The organism is Bradyrhizobium sp. SZCCHNRI1009, from assembly GCF_032487575.1.
Taxonomy (GTDB): domain Bacteria; phylum Pseudomonadota; class Alphaproteobacteria; order Rhizobiales; family Xanthobacteraceae; genus Bradyrhizobium.
Window position 1 is genome coordinate 304,564 of sequence record NZ_JAUEUL010000006.1, and the last position, 14,740, is coordinate 319,303.

Annotated in this window: 14 protein-coding genes; 6 read left to right on the forward strand and 8 right to left on the reverse strand. The window is 65.1% G+C overall.

Features of this window, described 5'->3' with window-relative positions; translation table 11 throughout:
- The first annotated feature begins 68 nt into the window (after positions 1-68).
- Both QX010_RS14390 and QX010_RS14395 read left to right on the forward strand, forming a co-directional pair.
- Positions 69-314 (forward strand): PilZ domain-containing protein, encoded by a 246-nt coding sequence (locus tag QX010_RS14390; protein WP_315712872.1) that lies wholly within the window; start codon positions 69-71, stop codon positions 312-314.
- An 85-nt stretch (positions 315-399) separates the two neighbouring features.
- Positions 400-1,269 carry a tetratricopeptide repeat protein gene (locus QX010_RS14395; protein ID WP_315803527.1) on the forward strand — a complete coding sequence of 290 codons (870 nt, stop codon included), beginning with the start codon at positions 400-402 and terminating at the stop codon, positions 1,267-1,269.
- Between the two features lie 4 nt (positions 1,270-1,273).
- Here the strand turns inward: QX010_RS14395 and QX010_RS14400 are convergent, their stop codons facing one another.
- The 4 genes from QX010_RS14400 to cpaB are packed head-to-tail and all read right to left on the reverse strand — an operon-like array spanning position 1,274 to position 5,618.
- Positions 1,274-2,542, reverse strand: a complete 1,269-nt coding sequence (locus QX010_RS14400) for a CpaE family protein (RefSeq protein WP_316180122.1) — start codon at positions 2,540-2,542, stop codon at positions 1,274-1,276.
- Positions 2,539-3,276, reverse strand: a complete 738-nt coding sequence (locus QX010_RS14405; protein WP_316180123.1) for a CpaD family pilus assembly protein — start codon at positions 3,274-3,276, stop codon at positions 2,539-2,541. The genes QX010_RS14400 and QX010_RS14405 overlap by 4 nt, the downstream gene beginning before the upstream one ends.
- Positions 3,277-3,309: 33 nt before the next feature.
- On the reverse strand, positions 3,310-4,779 hold the full coding sequence (locus QX010_RS14410; RefSeq protein WP_315803524.1) for a type II and III secretion system protein family protein: 1,470 nt from the start codon (positions 4,777-4,779) through the stop codon (positions 3,310-3,312).
- A gap of 17 nt (positions 4,780-4,796) precedes the next feature.
- Positions 4,797-5,618 carry a Flp pilus assembly protein CpaB gene (cpaB, locus tag QX010_RS14415; protein ID WP_316180124.1) on the reverse strand — a complete coding sequence of 274 codons (822 nt, stop codon included), beginning with the start codon at positions 5,616-5,618 and terminating at the stop codon, positions 4,797-4,799.
- A 717-nt stretch (positions 5,619-6,335) separates the two neighbouring features.
- Between cpaB and QX010_RS14420 the strand changes: the two genes are divergently transcribed.
- The 4 genes from QX010_RS14420 (at position 6,336) to QX010_RS14435 (ending at position 9,869) form a co-directional block, all read left to right on the forward strand.
- Positions 6,336-7,028, forward strand: a complete 693-nt coding sequence (locus tag QX010_RS14420; RefSeq protein ID WP_316180126.1) for a PilZ domain-containing protein — start codon at positions 6,336-6,338, stop codon at positions 7,026-7,028.
- 176 nt (positions 7,029-7,204) lie between these two features.
- Entirely contained in the window at positions 7,205-7,360 is a 156-nt protein-coding gene (locus tag QX010_RS14425) for a hypothetical protein (RefSeq protein WP_316180128.1), read from the forward strand.
- A gap of 219 nt (positions 7,361-7,579) precedes the next feature.
- A complete protein-coding gene (locus tag QX010_RS14430) occupies positions 7,580-8,509 on the forward strand; it encodes an aspartyl/asparaginyl beta-hydroxylase domain-containing protein (protein ID WP_316180130.1) in 930 nt (309 codons plus the stop codon).
- A gap of 268 nt (positions 8,510-8,777) precedes the next feature.
- Positions 8,778-9,869 (forward strand): hypothetical protein, encoded by a 1,092-nt coding sequence (locus tag QX010_RS14435; RefSeq protein ID WP_316180132.1) that lies wholly within the window; start codon positions 8,778-8,780, stop codon positions 9,867-9,869.
- A gap of 588 nt (positions 9,870-10,457) precedes the next feature.
- Here the strand turns inward: QX010_RS14435 and QX010_RS14440 are convergent.
- The 4 genes from QX010_RS14440 to galE all read right to left on the reverse strand — a co-directional run bounded on the left by QX010_RS14440 (position 10,458) and on the right by galE (position 14,711).
- On the reverse strand, positions 10,458-10,640 hold the full coding sequence (locus tag QX010_RS14440) for a hypothetical protein (protein WP_316180134.1): 183 nt from the start codon (positions 10,638-10,640) through the stop codon (positions 10,458-10,460).
- Between the two features lie 406 nt (positions 10,641-11,046).
- A complete protein-coding gene (locus QX010_RS14445) occupies positions 11,047-11,745 on the reverse strand; it encodes a fumarylacetoacetate hydrolase family protein (protein ID WP_316180136.1) in 699 nt (232 codons plus the stop codon).
- 44 nt (positions 11,746-11,789) lie between these two features.
- Positions 11,790-13,595, reverse strand: a complete 1,806-nt coding sequence (locus QX010_RS14450; protein ID WP_316180137.1) for an ABC transporter ATP-binding protein — start codon at positions 13,593-13,595, stop codon at positions 11,790-11,792.
- A gap of 102 nt (positions 13,596-13,697) precedes the next feature.
- Positions 13,698-14,711 carry a UDP-glucose 4-epimerase GalE gene (galE, locus tag QX010_RS14455; RefSeq protein ID WP_316180139.1) on the reverse strand — a complete coding sequence of 338 codons (1,014 nt, stop codon included), beginning with the start codon at positions 14,709-14,711 and terminating at the stop codon, positions 13,698-13,700.
- Between the last annotated feature and the right edge of the window lie 29 nt (positions 14,712-14,740).

Consider the following 14,740-nt stretch of genomic DNA (forward strand, 5'->3'; position numbering starts at 1 on the left):
CAAGGTTTCCTCGCTACAAACGAGGTCTCCGGAATGGACGATCGAGTGGGTGAGACGTCGAAATGTTGATGTTGGCGAACCGTCGCAAGAGTGAACGTCGGCTGTGCAGGAGGATCGCGAAGATTCACTACGGCAACGGCAGCCTGCCGCGCGACTGCACGGTCACGGATATTTCCGACGGCGGCGTCAAGGTGATCGCCGAATTCGTCGAGATTCCCCCGCAGTTCACCATCGTCTTCGCGCCCGACCACCAGCGCAAGTGCCGGCTGGCCTGGCGCATCGGCTGCGAGTTCGGCGCCGAATTCATCGATTGAGGCGGGCCGGCCGCGCCCGCTTAACGGGACCTTAGGGTTAATCTGCCAGCGTGCAGATCATCTGGTCCCGAAGTAGTTCAGTTGCATGCGTACGCGGCCCCTCCGCTCTCTCCCTCTGCTCCGGCCGGCCGCGTTCGCGCTGTCGTTCACGGCCGTGCTGCTCGGTCTCGGCGCCTGCCAGACCACCGATCTCAGCGAGGTCACGGGGGCACTGGGCGGCAATCCCGAAAAGAGCCGCGCTGCCGCCGCCGACCCGCGCGCCGAGATCGACCAGCTTCGCGAGCGCTTCCGCGCCAGTCCCGACGATCCCGAGGTGGCGCTGCGCTATGGCAGCGCCCTGCGCGCCACCGGCCAGCGCTCGCAGGCCGTCGCCGTGCTGGAGCAGGCGAGCATCGCAAGCCCCGGCAACAGGACGCTGCTTGCGGCCTATGGCCGTGCGCTCGCCGACAACGGCAATTTTCAGCAGGCGTTCGACGTGCTCAGCCGCGCGCATTCGCCCGAGGATCCCGACTGGCGCATTCTGTCGGCGCAGGGCGCCACGCTCGACCAGATGGGGCGCAACGAGGAGGCCCGGCAATACTACATGACGGCGCTGAAGATCGCCCCTGACGACCCGTCCGTGCTGTCCAATCTCGGTCTCTCCTACGCGCTCACGAACGAGCTGCCGAAGGCCGAGGAGCAGTTGCGCAAGGCGAGCGCGCATCCCGATGCCAGCCCGCGGGTCAGGACCAACCTCGCCGTCATCGTCGGGCTGGAGGGCCGGATGAGCGAGGCCGAGAGCATCGCGCGATCAGGACTGCCGCCGGAGCAGGCCAGCGCCAGCGTCGCCTATGTCAAGCGCATCCTGGAGCGCCGCAAGATCGCGCAGCGCGAGCTGTCGCCGCGCCGCGACCGTCCGGTGGCCGGCGAGCCCGACAAGGCGCTGGCGCGGGCGCTCAGCCGGTCCGACGACTGAAGCGCTATTTCGCGCCGAGCAGCTTTGCGATCGGCGCCAGCAGCGAGTTGCGCTGCGGCTTGTGGTCGACGCGGCCGGTGAGCCGGTTGGCGATGTCCTGGAACAGTTTTGGCGTGCGGCTCAGCGCCGCGATCTCCGCGATCATCTGGCCGTTGTTGGCGGCGGTGCCGAACAGCTTGCAGTCGAACGGGATGATCGCGACCGGCTCGGCCTCGACGGTCTTGGCGAAGCGCTTCAGGTCGATCTCCGGCCGCTTGGGCATGCCGACCTGGTTCAGGCAGTACAGCGGCGGCCGGTCGTTGGGACGCGAGGCCTTGAGCACGCCGAGCAGGTTCTTGGCGTTGCGCAGGTTCGCCAGATCGGGCTCGGCGACCACGAGGATGTCGTCGGCATTGATCAGCGCGTGCCGCGTCCAGGCCGACCATTGGTGCGGCACGTCGAGCACGATGCATTGCTGGGTCATGCGCAGGGTGTCGAAGATGGCGTCGAACGCGTCGGCGCCGAAATCATAGACGCGGTCGAGGGTCGCGGGTGCGGCGAGCAGGTTGAGATTTTCGGTGCATTTGGCGAGCAGGCGCTCCATCAGCGCCGTATCCGGCCTGTCGGGCTGGAACACGGCGTTGGCGATGCCCTGCAGCGGATCCTGGTTGTAGTCCAGTCCCGCGGTGCCGAACGCCATGTCGAGATCGATCACGACGGAATCCAGCGTCAGGTCGCGCGCCATGCTCCAGGCGACGTTGTGGGCGACGGTGGAGGCGCCGACGCCGCCCTTGGCGCCGACCACGGCGATGATGCGGCCGGTGATGACGGCCTCCGAGGCCGAGAACAGGCTGCAGACCGAGCGGATGACGTCGATGGTCTCGACCGGGCCGATCACGTAGTCGTTGACGCCGCGCCGGACCAGCTCGCGATAGGCGACGCCGTCGGCCGGGCTGCCGATCAGCACCACGCGGGTGCCCGGATCGCAGACGCTGGCGAGATCGTCGAGGCCGCCGAGAATGTCGCCGCCGGGCCTGGTCTCGATCACGATGACGTTCGGCGTCGGCTGCGAATGATAGGTCTCGATGGCGCGCGCCATGCCGCCCGCCTTGATCGTGATGTGCGCCTTGCCGAGCCGGCGGTCCTGGCTGGCTGCGAGGATCGCGGCCGAGGTCTGGTCGGTCTCGCAGAACGCCTGCACCGAGACGCGCGGCACCGGCGCGATGTGGTCGTCGAGCACGGGGCCGCTGGGGGCGGCCGGCTCGTCCTGGCTTTGACGGGACGCGTTGATCATTTGCCTGTATCGCTGAGCTTGGCCTTCTCGGACTCCGGATACGCCACCGCGGTCGACTCGCCCTTGCGGTACTTCTCGAACAAAGCGGAGCGGCGCGGCGTGTAGGCGGCCATCTCCGAGCGCGGCTGCTCGAGATCGGCCGGGTTGTCGATCATCGCGGCGAGGTTGCGCTGCGTGGCGCAGCCGAAATTCTGATAGTGCTGGTTGCTGCTGTAGCCGCGATTGTCGAGGTTCGGCCCGAGGTCGTCCGGCCACAGCCCGCAGGGGCCGGCGACGGCGGCGATCTTCGGATAGCTCAGCCGGATGACGGCGAGCTGCCGCGGATCATCGGGCATGGTGTTGCGCAGTGTGATCGCGTGCCCGGGAACGCCGCCGGCGGTCAGCACGGCGCGGATCTCGCGATAGGCGTCGGCCGCGGCGCGCGCGTTCGACGTGCCCGTCGGCACCTCCGCCATGATTCCGCCGGTGCCTTCGCGCAGCCATGAGCGCGCGAGCCCCGCGACGTCGACGCGCTGCTGGTAGGTCAGGCCGCCGCGTCCGCTGCCGACGAAGACGACGGTCGACTGCCGGCTTTCCTCGATCGCGATCGGATGGCGAATCCTGTAGTCGTCCGGGATCGTCGCGACGACCTCACCGGTGGTGGCGTTGCAGGCGCCGAGCGTGAGCGCCAGCCCCGCGATGGCGCCGATCCGGCGCAGCGTGCGTCCGCCGTCTGGTGTGGATGTTGCCGACATGATCGTTCCCCCGTCCCCCGTCGTCCCGCAATCTCAGTCGATGATGAAGCCGAAGCCGGCCGGCTGCCCCGTGGCCGCGTCGACCTTGGCGGCGATGCCGTACAGCCGGTTCATGCGGCCGAGCAGCGCCGACTCCGAGTCGGTGGCCGGCGCAAAGCCGTCGTCCGGGCGCGACAGCTCCTTCTGGGCGACGGCGCGCACGACATAGGGCGTCACCATCACCATCAGCTCGGTCTCGTTGTTGACGTAGTCCTGGCTGCGGAACAGCTGGCCGAGCACCGGCAGCTGATTGAGCCCGGGCAGGCCGTTGATCGCCTGCTTGGTCTGGTTCTGGATCAGGCCGGCCATCGCCATCGAGCCGCCCGAGGGGATCTCGACCGTGGTCTCGGCGCGGCGGGTGCGGATGGCGGGGATCGTCACCGACGAGGTCGAGGCCGAGGTCAGCGCGTAGGACACCGTGATCGCATTGTCGTTCGACAGCTCCGACACCTCCGTCATCACCCGCAGGCTGATGCGGCCTTCGCCGAGCACGACGGGCGTGAAGTTGAGCGAGATGCCGAACTTCTTGTAGGTGATCGACGTGCTGCAGACCCGCGTCGTCGGATCGCACGAATAGCCGCCGGGAATCGGGAATTCGCCGCCCGCGATGAAGGTCGCGGATTCGCCGGAGATCGCGGTCAGGTTGGGCTCGGCCAGCGTCTTGACGACACCGGCCGTCTCCATCGCGCGCAGCGTCGCCGACACCGACGACAAGCCGCCGCCGGTGGCGGACAGGCCGTTGGTTCCGACCAGCGACTTGCCATAGGCGGTGAACGGGTTGGTGTTGTTGAAGTTCACCACTGCGGTGCCGTAGTTCAGGCTGGCGCTGAGATCGATGCCGAGCTGCTTGACGATCTCGCGCCGGACCTCCGACACGTTGACCTTCAGCATCACCTGGTCGCGGCCGCGCACGACGATCGAGTTGACCACCTTGTCGGCGCCGCCGACCAGCCGTGCGGCGATTTCGCCGGCCTGCTGCGCCTCGACCGGGCTCGACACCGATCCGGTCAGGATCACGCCCTCGCCGACGCCGTCGATCTTCACGCCGGGAATGCTCTGGCTCAGCGCCTGGCGCACGCCGTTGAGGTCGCGCTTGATCGCGATGTCATAGGCCGCGACCTGCTGCCCCTCGCCGTCGAAGAACACGACGTTGGTCTGGCCGACCGCCGCGCCGATGATGTAGGCGCGCCGGGCCGAACGGACGACGGCGTTGGCGACCTTGGGATCGGCGACCAGCACGTCCTTGACGTCCTGCGGGAAGTCGACGACGACGGACTTGCCGATGCCGAGGGAGAGGAAGCGCATCTTCGACGAGCCGACCGACACCACGGGCGTCTCCAGCCTGTCGTCAGCCGCCTTCACCGGCGTCAGCGCCGGATTGAGCGCAAGCCCGATCACGGCCGATGTCGATAGCGCGCGGACGACCCACGTCCCGAACGTTGCGCGTTGATGCCCACCCATCATCTTCCACGTCCTTTCGATCACTTCTGCGCCGTGAGCGAGCTCGTGATCCCATAGCGAATGATCTCGATGGCGCTGCCCCGTCGCGCCATCTGCTGCTGCTGTTGCTGTTGCTGTGCCTCGGTCTTGTTGCCGTCGGCTGCGTTCACGTCGGCGATGCTGCGCAGCGCCAGCGCCAGCGAGCCGGCCTGGCGCGCGCGCGCCAGGGTCTCGGCCTGCTCGGGCCTGAGCTCGAGCGTCACCGTCTTGCCGACGACGGTGTTCTGGCCTTCCTTTTCCTTCGGTGCCTGGTCGATCGCGAGCACGCGGACGTTGGAGAGAATGATCTCGGAGCTGACGAAGTCGGCGGCGCCGGGCTTGTCAGGGTTCTTGTCGCGCTTCGACAGGATGACGTCGACGCGGTCGTTCGGCAGGATGAAGCCGCCGGCGCCGGTCTCGGGCGAGATCTCGGTGGAGATCGCGCGCATGCCCGCGGGCAGGATCGCCGCCATGAAGCCGGAGCCGTCGGCCTTCACCAGCTTCTGCTCGCGGATCGGCTCGCCGATCACGAAGGGCGAGCGGGCGATGGTGCCGACGAGCTGATTGGCCGCCTCGGGACGGTCGCCGCGCCGGATGAAGATGTTGCTCGCAGCCTCGGGCCATGTCTGCCAGATCAGGTCGCCGGGCTTGATCGCCTGTCCGAGTCCGATGTCGGTCTTGGCGACCAGCACCTCGACCGTCGGCAACTGCACGACCGGCGCCACGGGCGCCTGCCGCTGGCCGTCGGAATTGCTGACCAGATAGGCCGCAACGCCGCCCGCGCCGAGAGCGATGGTTAACACCACGATGCGTGCGGTCATCATACGCCGAACTACTCTCTTACTCATACACCAGGAGCAAACACGCTGACGACTGACAGCCGCTCTCCCTCACTAACGACTAAGCGCCAATGGTATAAGCAGACTTGAACGCGGCGGGCCGCGGCACCCTCATCAAGCAACGATTGCGCAAGTGGTGAACAGGTTGTTAGCGTGCAAATAGTGAAACGCCGCGAATGTGTTAGCTATTTGCGCACGGCGCGCCTGCACGCATCCGTCGGCGCGCGCGCGACAGAATGAGATCATGAGTTGCAGCCGCGCCTCAGTGGGAATCTCGTTAAGCTGAATCGTTTGCTAACAACGCGAGCTTAGGAACGCGACCCCGTCGACGAGGTTGTGCCGTCGCGCGAGGCAGCGCGGATCGGCCGATCACGACTTGCCTCTGCGCCACGCGAAACGTTCGCGCTGAACTCTCCATGGGGGTGACGATGCCGACACTGCATGCCGTGCTGCACCGTAATCAGACGGGGCCGCATCTTCAGAAAGCGGAAACGGGTTGGACATACGATTCCGTTGAGCGGGATTTCCGTCTCGACATTCAGATTTCCTCAACAATTTGCGCGCACGGTCCGGGCACGGCGGTCATGCCCAATTCGATTTAGTACGACCTAAAATGCACGCAGAAATTGTAAATAGCGCATCGTGCCGCGGCGGCGGCCGGGCCATCGTCGGGGACATCATGGGGGCGAGGGGAGGCGTGCAATGTCGGTTGCTCGATTCCTGAAGCAGCGCGCGGTCAGGATTCAGACGGTCGGGTCCTACACGCTGCCGAACTGGTATTCCCCTGAAGGACGGCTGCGCTCCTTCGCCTGCCGCACCACGCGGGTGTCGCCGTTTCGCGCGCTGCTCGAGGTGCCCGTCGTCGGCAAGGTCGGCGATCGCCTGACCTCGTATTTCCGTGATTTCGGCAAATTCGAAGGCGAGATCAGCGACACCGTGCATGGCGGCTTCCTGCTCGAGCTGGAGATGACGCGGGCCGAGCGCGCCAAGCTCGCCGAGAAGCTGGTCTGGCTGGAGAAGAAGCAGAAGGATCCGTCGATCCGCGATTCCCGCCGCGACGCGCGCTTCGTGCCGAACTCGCCGCATTCGGCGCTGACGCTCGCCGACGGCAGCATCATCCCGTGCTTCGTGATCGATGCCTCGATGTCGGGCGCCGCGGTCTCGGCGGAGATCCAGCCGGAGATCGGCACGCCGCTGGCGGTGGGCAGTTGCATCGGCCGCGTCATCCGGCATTTTCCCGACGGCTTCGCCGTCCGCTTCGTCGATCAGTTGCCCGGCGCCAACGAGCTCGAGCGACGGGTCATCACGCCGCCGGTGCGCCCGGTGCGGCGGACGCTCGTGGCCCACGGCGATGAGCGCCTGATCGGGGCGCCCGACGACTTCTTCCTGGTGTGACGGCGGCGCTCCTGCGGTGCCCGACGGCGGCCGCTCCGGCCTGCGCGGTTTCGCGTATGGAGCGGCGGCGGGAATCGCGGCATGGGAACTGGCGGCCGTCGGCACGGTTAACGCGATGTTAATCGGCATCGTGACAGCCTGCGCGTGCCGGGTGCATTGCCAGGAGGACCAGTCCCATGGAGGCCCAGAAGACCGCGGTGGATGCCATCGTCGTCCTGACCGGCTGCGACCGCGACGCGGTGGCCGCCTTCATCCGCCGCATGTATCTGGCCGGCGTCCGGGACCCCAAGCGGCTGACCTTCAAGGGCCTGCAGGAGCTGACGCGGGTCTAGCGCGATCGCGAGCCGGTGCCGGGGGCTGTTGCAACGGGGCCACGGCGCAGAACTTTCAACCCGGATGTCCGCCTGCAACCGACGTGCGAATGATGCGGCCCGCCGCACTTGCGGCTAAATTGGGGCTCTAGCGGCTGGCATCAGAGCACCATTTCGATCGCCAAAAAGGCGACATATCTGCGCAACACGCTCTGAGCGGCCGGATCATGGGTCCCGGACATGCTCAGACAGCTTTTCGCGCCTCAGCTCATCGGCCTCTACATCCTGATCGGGGCCACCATCTACGTCCACTTCCGCGGCAAGCAGCGGCTGCGCTTCGCCCGCCAGCTCGGCGACCACTCGACCTATCTCGCCCCTTACAACGTGCTGATGTATGCCGGCTCGGCCGTGCCGAACACGCCGGTCATCCCGGTGGAGCAGTTTCCAGAGCTATCGAGGCTCACCGACAACTGGCAGGAGATCCGCGAGGAGGCCGTGCGCCTGTTCGACGAGGGCTTCATCCGCGCCGCCGCCGCCAACAACGACTGGGGCTTCTACTCGTTCTTCAAGAGCGGCTGGAAGCGCTTCTATCTGAAATGGTACGACGACTTCCTGCCGTCGGCGCGAACGCTGTGCCCGAAGACCGTCGAGCTGCTGAACTCCATCCCGAACGTGCATGGCGCGATGTTCGCGATGCTGCCGCCTGGCGGCAAGCTCGGCGCCCACCGCGATCCCTTCGCCGGCTCGCTGCGCTATCACCTCGGCCTCGTCACCCCGAACTCCGACAAGTGCCGCATCCTGGTCGACGGCGTGCCCTGCGTCTGGCGCGACGGCGAGGCCTTCATGTTCGACGAGACCTTCATCCACAGCGCCGAGAACGCCACCGACGTCAACCGCATCATCCTGTTCTGCGACGTCGAGCGCCCGATGAAATACGGCCTCTTCACCGCCATGAACCGCTGGGTCAGCCACCACATCGTCAAGGCCTCAGCAACGCAGAACGTCGAAGGCGAGCACGTCGGCGTGCTGAACAAGGTGTTCGGCAAGCTGTATGAGTTTCACCTGGCCACGCGCAAGGTGAAGGCGTGGAATCGGACGGTGTACTACACGGCGAAGTACACGCTGACGGTGGCGATCGTGGGGGCGATCGTGGTGTCGGCGTTTCGGTGAGGCTGGGACAGGGTAGGGCGGATTAGTTAGTTTGCGCAGCGTAATCCACCCTCATCATTTTCGGAGGCATGTCCGGTTGCGACCCCAGCCAATGATCACCCTGCGCTTATTATCAAAAACGCATCAAGAAGCGCCGTTTAGCTGAGACGGGAAAGACGAACTCGCCAAAAACGGGGGGCTCGTTTTCTGTGACGCCGTCTGTTGTTTGGCTTGCGGCGATAAAGTTGCACGAGTTGGATCCATTCGAAATCTACAGCTAGGGGTTGTTATGGCTGTCGTGAAGTTGGGACCATTTTTTGTCCTGCTCTTACTTGTGGCGGCCAGCGTTGGCGGCTTGGTGCTTCAAAAGCACAGCTCGTACAGCCAAATCCCTCCAGCAAAAGCCGGGAGTGACTCAACCTCCAAACCTATGGCTGAATCGGCGGCCAATCAAATTGACAAGAAAAGAGAAAAGGTTTGGTACGAACTATTTTTTGAGAAGCCAGCGGATAGTTTGTTGATTCTTTTCAACGGTTTGCTTGCCCTTTTTACTTGGCAATTGTATCTCGCTACCCGCAAGCTCTGGCTTGCCGGCGAAAGGCAACTCGAATTTCTTCAAGAAAGCTCGGCTTCTCAATCTCGAGATATGCAGCAATCCATCGCGGCGTCCAAGGCTTCGGCAGAGGCCGCAGTCCGTACTGCGTTGATTTCGGAACGAGCTCTTGTCGTTGTTGAGCGAGCGTTCCTCTCGATTGGCGATTCGAGCGTGCAGACTTTCCGCCAGAACAGTGCGATCGTCGACTACAGAATCAGCTTCAATATTGTGAACTCAGGCAGGACGCCGGCGAGAAACTACTTTACCGCAATCAACCTGGCGGTGTTCGATGGCGAAATCCCTGCCGGTTTTCGCTTCCCGGACCGGAGCAGAGACCTCGCTGCCGCCGGAGGCCTAGTTGGCCCCAAGTCACGCAGCTACGTATACTTCGATTTCTTCATTCAGGACGCGATTGCCGTCTTTGAAGGAAAGAAGAGGGCGCTGGTTTATGGATGGCTCGAGTACGATGATATTTTTCCGGACAGTATGCGACACAGAACAGAATTCGCGGCCGAAATTCAGGTCTTCGCCGATCCGCGTAGCGTTCCTATTGTTATTCAGGGCAATCCTCAGCCCATAATGATCATACGTAGCTACGGGGGGTACAATGCTTACGACGAGGGCTGCCGGTATCAACCCGGGCACACACCGATGGCCGAAGAAGGCGAGTTGCCGCCGATCGCCATGGAACCCGTGCTGCCGCCTCAGCCAGAAATTCAGCCCGTCTCGTTGGGGACCATGAGTGCCCAATTTCACTATGGAGCGTCCACGAACGAAGCCGAATAGCCGCTTGGGGTCTTGTTTGCCGCAATACAATCGAACAGTATCAAATTCTCAATTTGTCTCGACTGACTTATTTCTGGATCGTTAATAGCGATCCGAAAGCCAATGCGCCGACAGGGCATATCAACTCTCCGTGCAACCCTGCAGATTTTTTCGGAGAAACATAAATCGCTTGACAACTTCGCAAAATCAGCATTACAGTCCGCCCATCCCGTTGCACGGTAGGGGACGGTTCGCGGTCGTCACGGACGTTGGCAAGGGGATGCGGTGGACGCGGGCGGCGGCGTGTGATGAGCACGGACGAACGTGCGGTTCGCGGACGGTGAAGGCGTGTGGTTCTGATACTCCGACGCTAGTATCAACCCGGCGACGATGCCTAACGGCATCGCGTTGGGGATGGTGGCCAGAAAGCCCGGTGCACCAGGAAGAGCGCGCTATAGCCTGTTAAAACCATCGCGCGGGGAGGGCCGGGTGTGTTCGGCCAGACCTGTGGTACCTGCCGCCTGCATTTTTTTCGCAGGCGGGCCACGGGCGCGGCCAGCGCCCGGCCTTCCCTGCGCCCTCCATCTGGAGAGGGCGGGAGTTGGAGCATCACTCGGGCGCGGACTGCGTCGCGAGAAGGTGGGTGCTCGTTCCCGGATCGACGCGATGCTGTTTGAGATTGTGGAGATGATGATGCTGCGCATGCGCTGTCACGCGCCGGCTGATGGCATGTGCCGTCGTGCCGCGAGATTGCCGCGCGTAACGGGCCTCATGGTTCGAGACGCGCCGCATGCGGCGCTCCTCACCATGAGGAGCAAGGTCATCGGCACGGAGGCGGTGAGCTCCCCTCCCCCTTGCGGGGAGGGGTCGGGGGTGGGGGTCTCCGGGCGCTGAGCTGAGTTGGGAGCACGTGTGATGGCTCCCACTGGCGATGGTTTCGAGGCGCGAGGAAAGTGTGTCGGAGCATCGACGTGGGAGTGTTGTCGTTGCACGCGTTTTTTTCTTCGCTCCTGAGAGAACGGGACTCGCGGAACCCCCACCCCCGACCCCTCCCCGCAAGGGGGAGGGGAGCGCACCGCCGGTGCTGCGGGTGGTGTGCTTCGCTACGGATGTCAGGCGAATAAAAAAGGCCGCGCTGGGCGCGGCCTTTCGAAATTGAGATCTGCGGCGGTGATGCCGCCCGACTAGCAGGACGGCCTTACTTCGCCGCCGGCCCGATCGACACCTTCAGCGTGCCGACGCCGTCGACGCCGCATTCGATCTTGTCGCCGGCCACCACGGCCGCGACGCCGGCGGGGGTGCCGGTCATGATGATGTCGCCGGCGGCGAGCTCGACCTGCTGGGACAGCTTCCAGATGATCTCCGGCACGTTCCAGATCAGCTCGGAGAGGTCGCCGGTCTGGCGCTCGGTGCCGTTGACCGAGAGCCAGATCTTGCCCTTCGACGGGTGGCCGATCTTGGACGCGGGCACCACAGCCGAGCAGGGCGCGGAGTGGTCGAAGGATTTGCCGACCTCCCAGGGGCGCTGCATCTTGCGCGAGGCGAGCTGCAGGTCGCGGCGGGTGAGGTCGATGCCGACGGCGTAGCCGTAGACGTGGTCGAGCGCCTTGTCGGTCGGGATGTTCAGGCCGCCGCTCTTCAGCGCGACCACCAGCTCGACCTCGTGATGCATGTCCTGCGTCAGCGGCGGGTAGGGGATGACCGCGCCCTCGGGCGCCAGCATGTCGGCGTGCTTCGCAAAGAAGAACGGCGGGTCGCGCTCGTCATTGCCCATCTCGCGGATGTGCTCGAGATAGTTGCGGCCGACGCACCAGATGCGGCGGACCGGGAAGACACCGGCTTCGCCGACGACGGGAAGAGAGGGCTGCGGGAAGGCCGGGATGACGGTGGAGCTCATGAAAGGTCTCGATGCGGTGAAATGGGCTTTTCAGGATGTCGCGGTCACGAAGTCGCGGTCATGGGGATGACGTTCGGCCCCATGTCGCGCTGTTGCAGGCGGAAGAACGAAGCATAGCGGCCGCCACGGCGCAACAGATCGTCGTGCCGGCCCCGCTCGACGATTTCGCCGGCCTCGACCACCAGGATGGCGTCGGCGTTCATGATGGTGTGCAGGCGATGCGCGATGACGATGGTGGTGCGGTTCTGGCAGAGATGCTCGATCGCCTCCTGCACCTGGCGCTCGGACTCGGAGTCCAGCGCCGCGGTGGCCTCGTCGAGCAGGATGATCGGGGCATTGCGGATCAGCGCGCGGGCAACCGCGATGCGCTGGCGCTGGCCGCCGGAGAGCTGGGTGCCGTGCTCGCCGACCGGCGTGTCGTAGCCGAGCGGGAAGCCCATGATGAAATCGTGCGCGCAGGCCGCCTTCGCCGCCTCGATGATCTCGGCCTCGGTCGCGCCCGGCTTGCCGAAGGCGATGTTGGCGCGGATGCTATCGCGAAACAGATAGACGTCCTGGCCGACATAGGCGGCCTGCGCGCGCAAGGAGCGGCGCGACACCTGCGCGATCGACTGGCCGTCGATCAGGATGTCGCCCGCGGTCGCCTCGTAGAACCGCAGCAGCAGCGCCAGCACCGTCGACTTGCCGCCGCCGGACGGGCCGACCAGCGCGGTGACCTTGCCGGGCTCGGCGACAAAACTCATGCGGTTGAGCACCGTCTCGTTGCCGCGATAGGCGAAGGAGACGTCGCGCAGCTCGATCTTGGCGTCGCTGAGCTTCAGCGCCGGCTTGTCGTCGTCGGGCCGCTCGCTGGCGGGGCTGTCGACCACTTCGAGCAGCATGCGGGCGCCGACGAGCTGGCTGTTGAGGTCGATGTTGAGCCGCGCCAGCCGCTTCGCCGGCTCGGTCGCCATCAGGAAGGCGATCATGAACGAGAAGAACTGGCCCGGCGTGGCGTCGAGCGCGACCACCGAGTAGCCGGCATACATCAGGCAGCCGGCGACGGCGAAGCCGCCGAGCATCTCCATCAGCGGATTGGAGCGGTTCGACACCCGCGCCATCTTGTTGGCGTTGCGCTCGACGACGGCAATGTTCTCGTCGATGCGCGCGCGCATCGTGTCCTCGAGCGTGAACGCCTTGACGGTGCGGATGCCCTGCAGCGATTCCTGCATCGTCTCGAGGATGTCGGCGGTGCCGGTGAACTGGTTGTAGGCAAGGCCCTTGATGCGCTTGACCAGCTTGCGCAGCACCAGCATCGCCGGCGGCACCACGAGCAGGCCGAGCAGCGACATCCAGGGATCCTGCATGACCATCACGCCGATCATGGCGATCAGGGTCACGAGATCGCGCCCGATGGCGTTGATCAGCATGTTGAGGATGTCGGTGATCGACTTGGCGCCGGACGTGAGCCGCGCCAGGAACTCCGACGAATGGCGCTCGGAGAAGAAGCCGACGCTCTCGTTCATCAGCTTGGCGAACAGCTGCCGCTGATTGTTGGCGAGGATGGCGTTGGAGATCTTGGACAGGATGACGGCGTAGCCGTAGGTGGTCACGCCCTTGACGAACAGCAACAGCACGGTGACGCCGGAGAGCACGACGATGCCCGGAATGCTCTTCTCGACATAGGCCTTGTTGATGACCTGGCCGAGAACGTAGGTCGCCGCGGCGCTCGCTCCGGCCGCCACCGCCATCAGCGCGAAGGCGGTGAGATAGCGCCGCCAGTAGACGAGGCCCTGTTCCATCACCAGGCGGCGGATCAGGATCGCGGCGCCATAGGGATCGTCGGTGATCTTCTTCGGAAAGTCGGCCATTCTGGTCCCTGGCCGCCGGGGCAAATCGCCGGGCGGCCAAGTGTGCTTGCCCGCTCGGGGCGGCTTTTTCAAGCCCCCCGGCCTCCGGCTAAGTGCTTGATTCTAGGCCGAGGCCCGCTGCAGCGCGCCGCTGTGGCGTTCCAGGAACAGTTTCTCCTCCCAGGCCAGCGCATGGGCGGCGATCGTTTCCAGATCGTCATAGACCGGGGTCCAGTCGAGCAGCGCCTTCAAACGGCTGGTGTCGGCCACCATGCTCATGATGTCGCCGGGGCGGCGCGGCGCGTATTGGACGGGAATGGCGCGGCCGGAAACGCGCCGGACGGCCTCGATGGTCTCGAGCACGGAATAGCCGCGGCCGTACCCACAATTCAGCGTGACCGAGCCGCCGCCGGTGCGCAGATAAGCCAGCGCGGAGCGGTGCACCTGGGCGAGATCGCAGACATGGATGAAATCGCGGATGCAGGTGCCGTCGGGGGTCGGATAGTCGGTGCCGAAGACGTCGATCTTGGCGCGCTGTCCGGTGGCGACCTCCATCGCGATCTTCATCAGATGCGTCGCGCCGACGGTGGCAAGCCCGGCGCGTCCGAACGGATCGGCGCCGGCGACGTTGAAGTAGCGCAGCACCACGTAGTTGAGGTCATGCGCCGAGGCCACGTCGTGCAGCATGATCTCGGCCATCAGCTTCGAGGTGCCGTACGGCGAGGTCGGACGGGTCGGCGCGCTCTCGGGCACCGGCACCTCGTCCGGATTGCCGTAGACCGCGGCGGTCGAGGAGAACACGAAGCGGCTGACGCCGCGCGCGACTGCCGCATTCAACAGGCTGCGCGTGGTCATGGTGTTGTTGCGGTAGTAGAGCAGCGGATCGCGCACCGATTCCGGCACCACGACCGAGCCCGCCAGATGGATGATGCTATCGACGCCGTGCTGGCTGATGACGCCGTCCACGAGATTTTCGTCGCCGGCATCGCCGATGAACAGCGGCACGCCGTCGGGCACGAAGGCGGAGAAGCCGGTCGAGAGGTTGTCGATCACCACGACGCTTTCGCCGGCTTCCGCCAGCGCGAGCACCATGTGGCTGCCGATATAGCCGGCGCCGCCGGTCACGAGCACGGTCATTGTTTGACGCGATCCCTGTTTGTTTTGCC

Coding starts and splice junctions, on each gene's coding strand:
- QX010_RS14430 (WP_316180130.1), top strand. CDS start 7,580: ATGCTCAGACAGCTTTTCGCGCCTCAGCTCATCGGCCTCTACATCCTG.
- QX010_RS14400 (WP_316180122.1), bottom strand. CDS start 2,542: ATGATCAACGCGTCCCGTCAAAGCCAGGACGAGCCGGCCGCCCCCAGC.
- QX010_RS14425 (WP_316180128.1), top strand. CDS start 7,205: ATGGAGGCCCAGAAGACCGCGGTGGATGCCATCGTCGTCCTGACCGGC.
- QX010_RS14410 (WP_315803524.1), bottom strand. CDS start 4,779: ATGATGGGTGGGCATCAACGCGCAACGTTCGGGACGTGGGTCGTCCGC.
- galE (WP_316180139.1), bottom strand. CDS start 14,711: ATGACCGTGCTCGTGACCGGCGGCGCCGGCTATATCGGCAGCCACATG.
- QX010_RS14395 (WP_315803527.1), top strand. CDS start 400: ATGCGTACGCGGCCCCTCCGCTCTCTCCCTCTGCTCCGGCCGGCCGCG.
- QX010_RS14390 (WP_315712872.1), top strand. CDS start 69: ATGTTGGCGAACCGTCGCAAGAGTGAACGTCGGCTGTGCAGGAGGATC.
- QX010_RS14440 (WP_316180134.1), bottom strand. CDS start 10,640: ATGCGGCGCGTCTCGAACCATGAGGCCCGTTACGCGCGGCAATCTCGC.
- QX010_RS14435 (WP_316180132.1), top strand. CDS start 8,778: ATGGCTGTCGTGAAGTTGGGACCATTTTTTGTCCTGCTCTTACTTGTG.
- QX010_RS14445 (WP_316180136.1), bottom strand. CDS start 11,745: ATGAGCTCCACCGTCATCCCGGCCTTCCCGCAGCCCTCTCTTCCCGTC.
- QX010_RS14405 (WP_316180123.1), bottom strand. CDS start 3,276: ATGTCGGCAACATCCACACCAGACGGCGGACGCACGCTGCGCCGGATC.
- QX010_RS14450 (WP_316180137.1), bottom strand. CDS start 13,595: ATGGCCGACTTTCCGAAGAAGATCACCGACGATCCCTATGGCGCCGCG.
- cpaB (WP_316180124.1), bottom strand. CDS start 5,618: ATGATGACCGCACGCATCGTGGTGTTAACCATCGCTCTCGGCGCGGGC.
- QX010_RS14420 (WP_316180126.1), top strand. CDS start 6,336: ATGTCGGTTGCTCGATTCCTGAAGCAGCGCGCGGTCAGGATTCAGACG.